Source organism: Thioalkalivibrio sp. AKL7 (assembly GCF_000381705.1).
Lineage (GTDB): Bacteria > Pseudomonadota > Gammaproteobacteria > Ectothiorhodospirales > Ectothiorhodospiraceae > Thioalkalivibrio > Thioalkalivibrio versutus.
Genome location: NZ_KB906948.1, coordinates 189,810 through 202,131, shown reverse-complemented (window position 1 = coordinate 202,131; position 12,322 = coordinate 189,810). Strand labels below are relative to the sequence as shown.

General features: G+C 67.2%; 11 protein-coding genes. 6 read left to right on the top strand and 5 right to left on the bottom strand.

The features are described 5' to 3' along the window. Positions 1-51 precede the first annotated feature (51 nt). On the top strand, positions 52-1,011 hold the full coding sequence (locus G315_RS0103795; RefSeq protein ID WP_018168382.1) for a lipid A deacylase LpxR family protein: 960 nt from the start codon (positions 52-54) through the stop codon (positions 1,009-1,011). A 10-nt stretch (positions 1,012-1,021) separates the two neighbouring features. Here the strand turns inward: G315_RS0103795 and G315_RS0103790 are convergent, their stop codons facing one another. Next, a complete protein-coding gene (locus tag G315_RS0103790) occupies positions 1,022-1,996 on the bottom strand; it encodes an MBL fold metallo-hydrolase (protein WP_026331237.1) in 975 nt (324 codons plus the stop codon). A gap of 160 nt (positions 1,997-2,156) precedes the next feature. On the opposite strand from G315_RS0103790, the gene G315_RS0103785 reads away from it, so the two are divergent. The 3 genes from G315_RS0103785 (at position 2,157) to dut (ending at position 4,755) form a co-directional block, all read left to right on the top strand. Continuing rightward, positions 2,157-2,753, top strand: a complete 597-nt coding sequence (locus tag G315_RS0103785) for a DUF502 domain-containing protein (RefSeq protein ID WP_018176261.1) — start codon at positions 2,157-2,159, stop codon at positions 2,751-2,753. A gap of 302 nt (positions 2,754-3,055) precedes the next feature. Then, complete coding sequence (coaBC, locus tag G315_RS0103780; RefSeq protein WP_019611963.1) at positions 3,056-4,273, top strand: bifunctional phosphopantothenoylcysteine decarboxylase/phosphopantothenate--cysteine ligase CoaBC; 1,218 nt, start codon at positions 3,056-3,058, stop codon at positions 4,271-4,273. Between the two features lie 20 nt (positions 4,274-4,293). After that, positions 4,294-4,755, top strand: a complete 462-nt coding sequence (gene dut, locus G315_RS0103775) for a dUTP diphosphatase (protein WP_019611962.1) — start codon at positions 4,294-4,296, stop codon at positions 4,753-4,755. A 24-nt stretch (positions 4,756-4,779) separates the two neighbouring features. On the opposite strand, the gene hmpA is transcribed toward dut, so the two are convergent. After that, positions 4,780-5,961, bottom strand: coding sequence for an NO-inducible flavohemoprotein (gene hmpA, locus G315_RS0103770; RefSeq protein WP_019611961.1), 1,182 nt, complete (start codon positions 5,959-5,961; stop codon positions 4,780-4,782). A 175-nt stretch (positions 5,962-6,136) separates the two neighbouring features. Between hmpA and argB the strand changes: the two genes are divergently transcribed. Further along, positions 6,137-7,015 carry an acetylglutamate kinase gene (argB, locus tag G315_RS0103765; RefSeq protein ID WP_018168391.1) on the top strand — a complete coding sequence of 293 codons (879 nt, stop codon included), beginning with the start codon at positions 6,137-6,139 and terminating at the stop codon, positions 7,013-7,015. Here the strand turns inward: argB and G315_RS0103760 are convergent. Next, a complete protein-coding gene (locus G315_RS0103760; protein ID WP_019611960.1) occupies positions 7,005-7,673 on the bottom strand; it encodes a DUF4124 domain-containing protein in 669 nt (222 codons plus the stop codon). The genes argB and G315_RS0103760 overlap by 11 nt on opposite strands. Between G315_RS0103760 and G315_RS0103755 the strand changes: the two genes are divergently transcribed. After that, on the top strand, positions 7,666-8,427 hold the full coding sequence (locus tag G315_RS0103755; protein WP_018144681.1) for a sulfite exporter TauE/SafE family protein: 762 nt from the start codon (positions 7,666-7,668) through the stop codon (positions 8,425-8,427). The genes G315_RS0103760 and G315_RS0103755 overlap by 8 nt on opposite strands. Positions 8,428-8,677: 250 nt before the next feature. Here the strand turns inward: G315_RS0103755 and G315_RS0103750 are convergent, their stop codons facing one another. Together G315_RS0103750 and G315_RS0103745 are read right to left on the bottom strand one after the other, a co-directional pair. Beyond that, entirely contained in the window at positions 8,678-10,861 is a 2,184-nt protein-coding gene (locus tag G315_RS0103750) for an HAD-IIB family hydrolase (protein ID WP_019611959.1), read from the bottom strand. Next, positions 10,858-12,255, bottom strand: a complete 1,398-nt coding sequence (locus G315_RS0103745) for a glycoside hydrolase 100 family protein (protein ID WP_018168395.1) — start codon at positions 12,253-12,255, stop codon at positions 10,858-10,860. The genes G315_RS0103750 and G315_RS0103745 overlap by 4 nt, the downstream gene beginning before the upstream one ends. Positions 12,256-12,322: the final 67 nt, after the last annotated feature.

The window sequence follows — 12,322 nt, the reverse complement described above, 5'->3', positions numbered from 1 at the left end:
CGCTCCACCCGCTGGAGAGAGGCTGGCCTGCTGGCCACGGCACTCCTGTGCGTGGCGGTCGCCAGCCCAACCAGCCTGGCCGGTAGCGGCGTCGATGCCTTGCACTTCGAATTCGAGAACGACCTGTTCGGGGGCGAGGATCGCTACTACACCAACGGGGTTCGCATCGGCTGGACGCGCAGCGAAGAACGCGTGCCACCGTGGCTGCGGACTGTGGCGGACAGCCTGCCGTTCTTCATCCGTCGCGAGGAGCCCGAACGCCTGAAGGCGGCGATCCACCTGGGTCAGAACATGTACACCCCGGAGGATATCGAGCGCACGACGCCGGACCCGGATGATCGCCCCTACGCCGGCTGGCTGTACCTGAATTTCAGCATGGCCGCGGAACACGACAACCGCCTGGACCGCCTGCAGGTCACGCTGGGCACGGTCGGCCCGGCCTCCCTGGCCGAACGCACCCAGAGGGAGGTCCACAGCTGGTCCAGCGCACCGGAGCCAAAAGGATGGGATCACCAGATCGGCAATGAACCGACGCTGATGCTGGCCTACGAACGCCAGCTGCGCGGCCGGTCACACCGCACGCCAAACGGCTGGGGCGCCGACCTGACCCCGCACTGGGGCGCGGCCGCCGGAACCCCCTTCACCTTCGCGAATGCCGGCGCCATCGTGCGCGCGGGGCGCAACCTGCCGGGCGATTACGGCCCGCCCCGGATCCGCCCGGCCTTGTCCGGCACCCACACATTCGAGACCACCGCGCGCGTCGGCGGCTATGCGTTTGCCGGTATCGACACGCGGCTGATGCTCTACGACCTGTTCCTGGACGGCCCGGTCTTTCGTGACGGGCCCTCGGTAGACAAGCACCCCGTGGTGGGCGAGCTCACCGCCGGGGTCGTGTTTCATGTAGGCGGGGTGCGCCTGGGCTACACCCATGTCTGGCGCTCGCGCGAGTTCAGCGGGCAGGCCAAGGGCGCGGCCGAGTTCGGCTCGCTGCACGCCACCTGGCAGTTCTGAACACGGGGATTCAGAACACCGCGGCCTCGACATCCGGGTACGTGGTAGCCACCGAGCGGTCGATCTTGTCGTCGAAGCCGGGGTAGTAATCGATCAGGTCACCCATGCGTTCGCGCACCAGCGGCACGGTCTCGAAAGCGGCCAGCCCCTGTTCCACACCTTCCTCGATCGCCTCCCAAAGCGTGACCAGATAACGCTGCAGCCGGGCCAGCGTCTGCGCATCCTCCAGCCGACCGTGGCCGGGTACGACCACCGCCGGCTCCAGCGCGATCAGCTCGTCCAGCAGGTCGATCCATTGCGCGACATCGCCATCCCAGACCGACGGCGCACGATCGCTGTAGACCACGTCCCCGGCCAGCAGGACCCGCGTCTGCGGCAGCCAGATGCTCAGATCGCCCGGCGAATGGGCACCCCCGGAGGGAAGAATCACCACCTCGGTGCCGCCAAGGTCACGGGTGATACGCTCGTCCACCGCAACATTCGGCAACAGCGGCGTGGTGTCACCGGTCGCGCCCTCGGTCATCTCGCGGAAATTCTCGACCCAGCCTTCGGCCTCCGTCTCCATACGCGCGGTCGCGGCGGAACCGGCCATGATCTCGGGGTCGGAATCGGCGAAGGCGTGGTTGCCCAGCCAGTGATCCCCGTGGCTGTGGCTGTTCACGATCCAGCGCACCGGCTGATCGGTGACCTCGGCGATCGCCTCGCGCAGCGCCACACCCATGGTCTCGGAGGAACCCGTGTCGAACACCAGCACCCCGTCGTCGGTCACCACGAACGCCATGTTCGCGTTCCAGCCGAGGTTCTCGCGACTGGGGAGATCCCGCGCCGGCGTCATCACCGCATAGACGCCCGGCGCCACCGCCTCGGGCGTCATCGCGTAGTCCTCGGGCGCGGCCGCGTCCGACTCCCCCGCGATGGAGGCCTGCGGTAGCGCAACCGCCGAGACTACCAGCGCCAGCACACCCAACCCGGTCCATCTGCTCATGATTCACTCCCTCTACCGGCAACAATGCCGCTCAAACCCAACTCATAGACTGCACCCGATCACGGAAGTGCCGCCCCGAGCAAGCGTGGACCAGCAGCCGACCGTACTGCGGACGCGGATGCGTTAGCATTCCGGAGATCCCCCCTGCACGGAGCCTTTTGTGCGCCGAATCTCCCGCACCTTCCTGACCGGCCTGGCCGCGATCCTCCCGGCCGCGATCACGCTGGCCCTGCTGTGGTGGCTGGGCAGCACCGCCGAGGATGTCCTCGGGGGCCTGCTGCAGGCCGTCCTGCCGGATCTGCTCTACTTCCCGGGCATGGGGATCCTGGCCGGCATCGGCCTGATCTTCGGCCTCGGGGTGTTGCTGCAGGCCTATGTCGTGCGCTGGCTGTTCGACTGGCTGGAGGGCCTGATGCAGCGCATCCCGGTGATCAAGACGATCCACGGCACCGTGCGCGACGTCACCAACCTGCTCTCCGGCGACATCCATCAGCGCTTCGGGAAGGCCGTGCTCGTCACGTTCCCCGGCACCGACTTCAAACTGGTCGGCTTTGTCACCCGCGAGGATTTCGAGGGCCTGCCGGACAACCTGGGGGGGCCGGAGACGCTCGCGGTCTACATGCCCATGAGCTACCAGATCGGCGGCTACACCCTGATGCTGCCGCGCGAGCGGGTCGAGCCGCTGGACCTGCCGCTGGAGGATGCAATGCGCTACGCCCTGACCGCCGGCGTCTCCGCGCGCCAGGACAAAGGCTAAGGAGACGCTGATCAATTCGCACGTCCGCGTTGGTGCCCCATTTTTTCCGAGACAAGGCGCGGTGCGCAGTGCCGTAGTCACTCTACGGTCAAGCGGCGCAACGCAGAATCGGGGAAAATGGGGCGCCAACCCCTTGAGGGCTCGGCCGCCTTGCCTTCTGGATTCGGGCCCGCTGACGGCGTTGCGGCTCGCTTATGTAGCTCGGCTACACTTCGCTCGCCGCGCCTTGTCATCGAGCAAAATCGACTCGAGCGCGAACGTGCGAATTAATCAGCGTCTCCTTAAGGGGTAGAATCCGCCACATGACGGATCACGACACCCAGCCCCGGATACTGGTCGGCGTCAGCGGCGGCATCGCCGCCTACAAGGCCTGCGAGCTGGTGCGCGAATTGACGCGCGCCGGCTGCGCGGTGCGCGTGGTGATGACCGCGGGTGCCCGCGCCTTCGTGACCCCGCTGACCTTCCAGGCCCTGTCCGGCGCGCCGGTGCGCACCGAACTGCTGGATGCCGAGGCCGAATCCGGCATGGACCATATCGCCCTGGCGCGCTGGGCCGATCGCATCGTGGTCGCCCCCGCGAGCGCCAACCTGATCGCCCGCTACGCCCAGGGCCTGGCGGACGACCTGCTGAGTACCCTGCTGCTGGCCACCACCGCGCCGGTCACCCTGGCGCCGGCGATGAACCACCGCATGTGGGCACACCCGGCCACGCAGGCCAACATTGCGACCCTGGTCGAACGCGGCGTGACCCTGATCGGACCCGACAGCGGCGACCAGGCCTGCGGCGAGCAGGGCGAAGGCCGCCTGCGCGAGCCGGCCGCGATCGCGCGCGAACTGCTGCAGCCAGCAGACGCCCCGCTAGCCGGTCGCCAGGTGCTGATCACCGCCGGCCCCACCTTCGAACCCATCGACCCCGTGCGCTTCATCGGCAACCGCAGCTCCGGGCGCATGGGCTTCGCCCTGGCCGCGGCCGCGCGTGATGCCGGGGCACGCGTGACCCTGGTGCATGGCCCAACCTCACAGGCCGTGCCCGCCGGCGTCGAGGGCGTTACCACCGAAACCGCCGCCGCCATGCACGCCGCGGTGATGGAACGCCTGCCCGCGACCGACATCCTGATTGCAGCGGCGGCCGTGGCCGACTACCGTCCGGCCGCACCACAGGCCCACAAGCTCAAGAAGTCCGACCCCACGATGAACCTGGCCCTGGAACGCACCGAGGACATCCTCGCCGACGCCGCGCGCCAGGCGGCCACGCTCCCCCGGCGCCCGTTCCTGGTGGGCTTCGCCGCCGAGACCGAGCACCTGCGCGAGCACGCCGACGCCAAGCGCCGAAACAAGGGGCTCGACCTGATCGCGGCCAATCGCGTCGGCGAAGGCCTCGCCTTCGGCACCGCCGACAACGAGCTGCTGTGTCTGTGGGAGGGCAGCGAGCGCACGCTGGCGAACCAGCCCAAGGCCCAACTGGCGCGCGCGCTGATCGACCTGGTCATCGAGCGCCTGAACGCACGCGAAACAGATTAGTCATTGCCAAGGAACCCCGAATGTCCGTCCCCGAGATTGACCTGAAGATCCTCGACCCACGCATGGGCGCGGACTTCCCGCTGCCCGCCCCGGCCACCGACGGCTCTGCCGGCGTGGACCTGCGGGCAATGATCGAGGCCCCGCTGACGCTGGAGCCGGGCACGGCCGAGCTGATCCCGACCGGGCTGTCGATCCACATCGAGGATCCGGGCTATGCCGGGATGATCCTTCCGCGCTCCGGGCTCGGGCACAAGCACGGCCTGGTACTGGGGAATCTCGTGGGCCTGATCGACGCCGACTACCAGGGCCCGCTGATGGTCTCCTGCTGGAACCGGGGCGCGAGCGCCTACACACTCGAGATCGGCGAGCGCCTGGCGCAGCTCGTCATCGTCCCGGTCATCCAGCCGAAGTTCCGCGTGGTCGAAGACTTCGAAGAGACCACCCGCGGCGCGGGCGGCTTCGGGTCTTCGGGCCGGGGCTGACCCCGGCCCGGCACCCCAACCGCATCAGGCCTCCAGCGCAGAGGCGGGCCCGAAGAACTCGTAGTTCACCCGGTCGTCCGGGATACCCAGCCCGCGCAGGTGGGCGCGCACCTGCTGCATGAAGGGCTTCGGTCCCAGGAAATAGACATCCACCTCGCGGCTGTCGGGCAGCCACTCGGCGAGCTGCTCCCGGGTCAGGAAGCCTTCCGCATGCGGCTGGTCGCCGGCACGCGGTTCGCTGTAGCAATAACGACGCGTCAGAGCGGACACCTGTTCTGCCTGACGTTCCACCCAGTCATGGAACGCATGCACGCCACCGTGTCGCGCACAGTGGAGAAAGTGCACCTCGCGACCGTCCGCCAGCGCCGCCTCGGTCATCGCCACCGCGGGCGTAATCCCGACCCCCGCGGTCACGAAGGCCACGGGGCGATCCGACGCCCGCAGCACGAAATCGCCGGCCGGCGGGAAGACATCCAGCACGTCGCCCTCCTGAACCCGGTCATGCAGGAACGTCGAGGCAACACCGCCCGGCTCGCGCTTGACGCTGATGCGCAGGCTCTTGCCGTTCGCCGCCGCCGACAGGGAATAGTTCCGCCGTACCTCCTTGCCGTCGATCATTAGGCGCAGCCCGAGGTATTGCCCTGGCTGGTGCGGCGGGACGGGCTGACCGTCCACCGGCTGCAGATAGAACGAGGTGATCTCCTCGCTCTCGAGGAACTTGCGCTCCACACGAAAGGCGCGGGCACCACGCCAGCCGCCGGGTTGCTGTTCGTGCGCGGTGTACACGCCCTCTTCGGCCTCGATCAGGATGTCGGCCAGTTGCTGATAGGCCGCGCCCCAGGCCTCCAGCACCGCATCGGTCGCGACCTCCTCGCCCAGCACCTCGCGCATGGCCTGCAACAGGCAGGTGCCGACAATCGGGTAATGCTCGGGCTGCACCTGCAACGAGACGTGCTTGTTGACGATCTGGCCCACCAGCGGGCCCAGGGCCTCCAGTTGGTCGATGTGCCGTGCGTAATTCAGGACCGCATTCGCAAGTGCCCGTGCCTGTTCGCCACTGGCCTGATGCGCCTGGTTGAACAGCGGCTGCACCTCCGGGTAGTCGCGCAGCATGATCTCGTAGAAGTGACGGGTGAGGGCTTCGCCGCCGGATTCCAGCAGCGGCACGGTTTGCTGGATGATCGCCTTCTGTTCGGTCGAGAGCATGGGACACCTTCAATTGCTGTATATGATGCGCAGCTTTATACCCGCCACGGCGTCACCGGTCAAACCATGCATATAGAATCGACCTTCAAGGAGACGCTGACCATGGCCGCCCCGACGCACCCACAAGGCGGGGTGCTAAACTGCGCGGCTGCGAAACCCGACAACCGGACCCGCCATGGATACCCAGACGGCCCATTCCGTTGCCCACGTACTAATTGAAGCGCTGCCCTATATCCAGCGCTTCGCCGGCAAGACCATCGTGATCAAGTACGGCGGCAACGCCATGACCGAGGACCACCTGAAGGCCTCGTTCGCGCGTGACATCGTTCTGCTCAAGCAGGTCGGCGTGAATCCAGTGGTCGTGCATGGCGGCGGGCCACAGATCGGCGAACTGCTGAAACGCCTGGGCAAGGAGACGGAATTCGTCAACGGCCTGCGCGTGACCGACCGCGAGACCATGGACGTGGTGCAGATGGTGCTCGGCGGGCTGGTGAACCAGGAGATCGTGTCGCTGATCAACCGCTTCGGCGGCCGGGCCGTCGGCCTGACCGGCAAGGACGGGCAGATGATCCGCGCGACCCCGTTGCGCGACTACGGCGCGGCCGAGGGCGAACCCAGCGTCGACCTGGGCCATGTCGGCCAGGTGGAAGGCGTGGACCCGAGCATCGTCCACACCCTGGATCAGAGTGACTTCATCCCGGTCATCGCCCCGATCGGCTTCGACCGCGACGGCAAGGCCTACAACATCAATGCCGACACCGCGGCCGAGAAGCTCGCCGTGGTGCTGGATGCGGAGAAGCTGTTCCTGCTGACCAACACCCCGGGTGTACTCGACGGCAGCGGGGCGCTGCTACCGCGCCTGGCCGCGCCGGAGGTGGATGCCATGATCCGCGACGGCACCATCCACGGCGGCATGATCCCGAAGATCCGCTGCGCCCTGGATGCCGTGCGCAGTGGCGTGAACGCCACCCACATCGTGGACGGCCGAGTGGAACACGCGGTACTGCTGGAGCTACTGACCGACCAGGGTGTGGGGACGTTGATCAGTCGTTAACGCGGCCGTTCAGCACCAGTTGCTGAAAGTCGCGGCGGTCCAGATCCAGGCGCTCGTGGATCGCGGACAGGCGCTCACGCTGGCCCCGACGGTACTGGCGCTCGCGAGCAATGCGCGCGTCCAGCTCGTCCAGCTCCGCCCGGTAACGATCCGCCAGCGCGGAGTTTTCATTGGCGCCGTCCAACTGCCGGCGGATGCGCTCGCGTTCACGCAACAGGGTCTTTTCCTGGGCCTCGCTGCGCAGGACGTTGCCGCCAATCGATCGCTCGCGGCGCTCGCGCAGCTCCTCGATCTCCTCCAGCGAGGTGTAAGCCCGACGCAACTGGTGCTCGCGCGCAACTCGATCCTGTCGCGCGCGTTGCGTCGCCTCCAGGTTGCGTTCCGCCTGCTCGCGCTCGGCCGCGGCCTGCGCCCGCTCCTCGGCGCTCATCGGGGCCGGCAGGATCTCGCGCATACGCCCCTCGGAGTCGTAGATGCGGCGTTCGCGCTGGCTGGTCTCGGGCTGCGGGGTGCTGGAATAGTGTACGGTCCCGTTATCATCCACCCAGCGGTAGATATCCGCCTGGACCGGGACCGCGAGCCCCAGCAACAACGCACCGGCCAGCGCCGGGCGAAAAAACCCTGACCGCTGCCCGTTCCACACACCCCAAATGACCATTTTCGAACACCTCGGACTCGTCTTCATCGCCATCGTGGCCAACGGGTTCTCCGCGTTGGCCGGTGGCGGGGCGGGCCTGTTGCAATTGCCCGCCCTGATTTTTCTGGGCCTTCCCTACCCCGTGGCACTGGCCACCCACAAGATCGCATCCGTGGCCCTGGGTGCCGGTGCCGGCCTGCGCCACTTCAAGAAAAGCACATTCGAGCCCGGGCGCCTAGCCATTATCCTGCTGGCCGGTCTGCCTGGGGTGTTAATCGGTGCCTGGCTGGTGTTGGGGATCCCGCCGCGGGCCGGCGAAATCGCCCTGGGTCTGCTGACCATCGGCCTCGGCTGGTACTCCTGGCGCCGCCCGCAGCTCGGGCAGGTGGTGCGCGAGATCGGCTTTTCCTGGAGCCACGCCCTGATCGGCGCGGCCGGTCTGTTCCTGATCGGCATCCTGAACGGCTCGCTGGCCTCGGGCACGGGGCTAATGGTCACCCTGTGGCTGGTGCGCTGGTACGGCATGAACTATACCCAGGCGGTCGCCTACACCATGGTCCTGGTCGGCCTGGTCTGGAACGGGGCGGGCGCCCTGATGCTCGGGACGCTCGGCACGGTGCAGTGGGACTGGCTGCCGGCACTGCTGGTGGGCAGTTTTGTTGGCGGATATCTGGGCGCCTGGGCGGCCCAGCACTACGGCAACCGCCTGGTCAAACGCGCCTTCGAGGTCGTCACCGTCCTCACCGGGATCGCCCTGCTGCTGCCCGTGCCCTGACAGAAAAAGAAAGCACGGGAAGGAAGAAGGGAGGCCCGGAGGGGCGTTCAGTACGATGCGGTTGAGCGCAGCGAAACGCACCCATTCCCGCAGCGTGCCAGTCCCTTGATGGGATTCGCTGCGCTCATCCCATCCTACGACCCGGTGGCTGGCTGAACGTCTTTGCTTATCAGGTCCGGCCTTCCAGCCTCCCTGGGAATGGCTGCTGACCTGGAACCCGCTCCTTCGTGTGCTTCGGGGTGAAAAAGACCTATTCTTCGGCCTCGGCGTCGCCCGGGCTTTCGCAGCGGTTGAGGAGGTCGAAGTGCTCGATCCCTTCGAGGAGGCCCCGCGCGTGCGTGGCCCCGGCGAAGAAGATGCGCTGGAAGCCGCGCAGGCTCTCCAGCTCTGGCTGATGGTTGCCCACCACCGTCCCCAGCAGGCGCCCACGCAGCATGTCCTCGTCGTTGCCGGAATCGCCGGCGACCAGCACGTGCTCCAGCGGGATGCCCCACTTGTCGGAGAGATAGCGCACCGCCAGGCCCTTGGAGGCGCGCACCGGCAGCAGGTCGAGGAACCGGTCGTGCGAGTAAATCACCCGGGCGTGCAGGTCCTCGCGGTATAGCCGGCTCTCCACCGCCTTCGCATCCAGACTGCCGGGCGGCTCGACGAAAAAGCTGACCTTGAATGCGCGCTGGTCCACATCCGGCTGAAGGACCAGATTTTTCTCCTGCTGCAGACATTCGCGCAGCCGGTCCGGCTCCCAGCGATGACTGATATGTCGCGCCCAGCCGCGATCCTCGGTCTGCTTGGTGCCGTAATGAATCTCGCTGCCCACCGAGGTGATCCAGACGTCCGGGGTGGGCACGCCATGCTCCTCGAGGATCGCCGCGGCCGAATCGATGCGCCGGCCGGTGGCGACACCAAAGGCAACCCGCTTGCGATTGCGCTTGAGCCAGGCGACGAAGGCACGAGTGGCCTTGTCATCGCCCAGCAGGGTGTTGTCGATGTCGGTGATCACGGCGCGATCCATCTGCGCCAGGTGGCCGGAGACCCGGCGCTCGTGGTGGCGCTCCTGGCGCACCTCGCGGGTCAGCGACTTCACCAGCTTGACGTATTTCTCGGCGTGGCCGTCCCAGGAATAGTGCTGGCGCACGCCCTTGAGCCCGGCGCGCGAGTAACGCTGCCAGCGCGGACGATCCGCCAGGATGCCCTGGATCGCGTCGGCGATGCCTTCCGGGTCCAGCGGATCGATCAACTGGCCGTTGTGGCAGCGCGAGATGATCTCCTCCGGTCCGCCGTCGTTGGTGGCCACAATGGGGGCGCCGCTGGCCGCGGCCTCGATCAGGGTCAGGCCGAAGGGCTCGGTCAGCGCCGGGTTCACGAACACGCCCTTGCTGGAGGCCACCAGGCGGTAGAGATCCGGCACGTCGTCGGAGTCGTGGTGCTTCGGGTATGCCACCAGGCCATGCAGGTCGTGGCGATCGATCCGCAGGAGCAGATCGGTCATGACATCGCGCGCGCCCTTGTCGAGGTCGGCGATGTCGTCACGGTTACCGGCAACGATCAGCAGGTTCGCGTTCTCGCGCAGCCAGTCATTCCCGGCGTAGGCCTCCAACAGGCCGCGGATGTTCTTGCGCTCGTCGGCGCGCGACAGGGCCATGATCAGCGGGCGATCGGGGGTTTCCAGGAAGCGCCGGACGGCGGCCCAGATCGGGGGCTTGCGCTGGCCCCGTTTCGGCGGATGGAAGCGCGTCAGGTCGGTGCCCGGCGGAATCACCTCCATGCGCTCCGGCTGATAGTTGTCGTAGGTCGCGTACTGTTCGCCAATCTCCTGGCGGGTACTGGCAATCACGCGGTGGGCATGGGCCAGCGCCTCCTCCTCCGCATGAATGCGGGTGGAGATGTTGTAGCGCGCCTCGATGTCGGCGTCCGACATCCCGCTCTCGCGCAGGCGTTCGCGCTTGACCCGCCCCAGCGAGTGGCCGGTCTGCAGCATCGGCGCGCCCAGCAGGTTCGACAGCTGCACCGCGACATGCCCGGCATCGGCGTAATGCCCGTGGATCACGTCCGGCCGCAGCCCCACCCGCCGGATATGCCCCAAGGCGTTGTCGGCGAAGCAGTCCAGATAGGGCCAGAGCTTCTCCTTGCGCAGGTAGCGCCGCGGGCCGCAGTCCAGGCGCACGATATGGGCCCCGTCGCCCAGGTCTTCTTCCGGTTCGGCGTAGTCGGCGGATACCTTGCTGTCGACCACCCGCCGGGTCAGCAGGTCAACCCGGCCGACCTGCGGGTGGCGGGCCAGCGCGCGCGCGAGTTCGACCACGTAGAGCGTCTGCCCGCCGGTGTCGGCGTCGCGACCCAGCTCCAGCTCCCGTCCGCGGACCAGGCCGTGGACACTGATCAGGACGAGATAAAGGCCTTCACCGTCGCGTGACTTGCTCTGGGTCTTTTTCATGGCACCTCGGGTTCCGGGCTGTCGAACAGGCTGAGGGTCTCGGGGTTGTCGATCAGGCCCTGCGAAACAAGCACCGCGGTCGCCGACCAGGTCTGGCGATAGTTGGCTCGCCGGCCGACCAGACGACCATGGCGCCCGTCGTAGTACTCCGGCCAGTTATCGCGATACAGACGCTCGGCCGCGACCGCATGCACGCTACGCGCGAGATCCGGCCGCCCGACGCGCAGGGCCGCGCCGGTGAACGCCCACAACAGTGCCGGCCAGTTGCCGCCGTTGTGGTAGGACCACGGGGTGTTCTTGGGATCGGACCCGGTCAGCAGGCGCCACTCCTCGCCCACCATCGCCGGATAGCAGATCTTGACCGGCATGGTCCCGATCAGGTCCTCGAAGCGCTGCTCGAAGGTCTGCATGATCGACCGCGACTGGTGCTCGTCGGCCAGCCCGAACAGCACCGCCAGCAGGTTGCCGAAACTGAAGAAGCGAAAGTCCATGCGTCCGGGGCCGAGGTTGCCGACCAGGTAGCCGCTCTCCGAGGGGATCCAGTCCACCAGCCAGTCGGGGATGCTCTCGGGATAGATGTTCAGCGAGTTCTCTGACTCGTGGCCGAAGTGCTCGGTGCGATAGCGATGGATATCGTTCAGCCGCTCGAGATCCAGCCAGTAGTAATTGCGAATGTAATCGGACAGCTGCCGCGTACGAATCGCGGACTGCTCGCACAAGAGCTCCGAGTCCTTGTCGCAGGGTTCGAGCATCGCCAGCGAGGCCTTCAGCATCCCGTAGAACAGGGCCTGGATCTCCAGCGGGTGGCCGAACACCCCCATGCGCCGATCGATCATGAAGCTGCCGTCCGGCACCAGCAGGGTCGGGAAGACCTCGAAACGGTCCTGCAGGCAGATGCTCAGGATCAAGCGGATGCCGCGCTGCACATCGGCACTCTTGATGAAATCGGTATCGCCCGTGCGGTTCTGGTAGGCCCGCAGCAGCAGCACCCACCACATCATCGAGTCGACCGGCGCCACACGCCCGATCGCGCGATCGCCGAAGTCCGCCGCCAGGGACTCGCGCCCGTTCTCGTCGGTGAACACGCGGAAGCTCGCCGGCATCACCCGCGGCAGGCGGCGATGGCCCTCGATCTCTTCCTGGGTATCGCGGATCTGCAGGATCAGCGCGAGAAAGTCGCGCACCACCTCGGGCTCGTCGTTCAGCAGATAGACCAGCCCCGACGGCACAAAGTCACGGATGAAGCAGTCGGCATAGTTTTCCGCAGGCGCCCGCTCGTCCAGGCTGGCCACCGTGCCCACCGTGCGCCCGCGATAGCGCACCTCGGCATCGTGCAACAGCTGGTAGGCGGATTCGAGCGTCGGATTGCGGGCGTCGGGCGGGAGCTGATTCATAAACACCGAGTCTATGGAAACCCGTGCGTTTGTGCACGCACCCCAGCCACTTGCCACGCCCCCATAA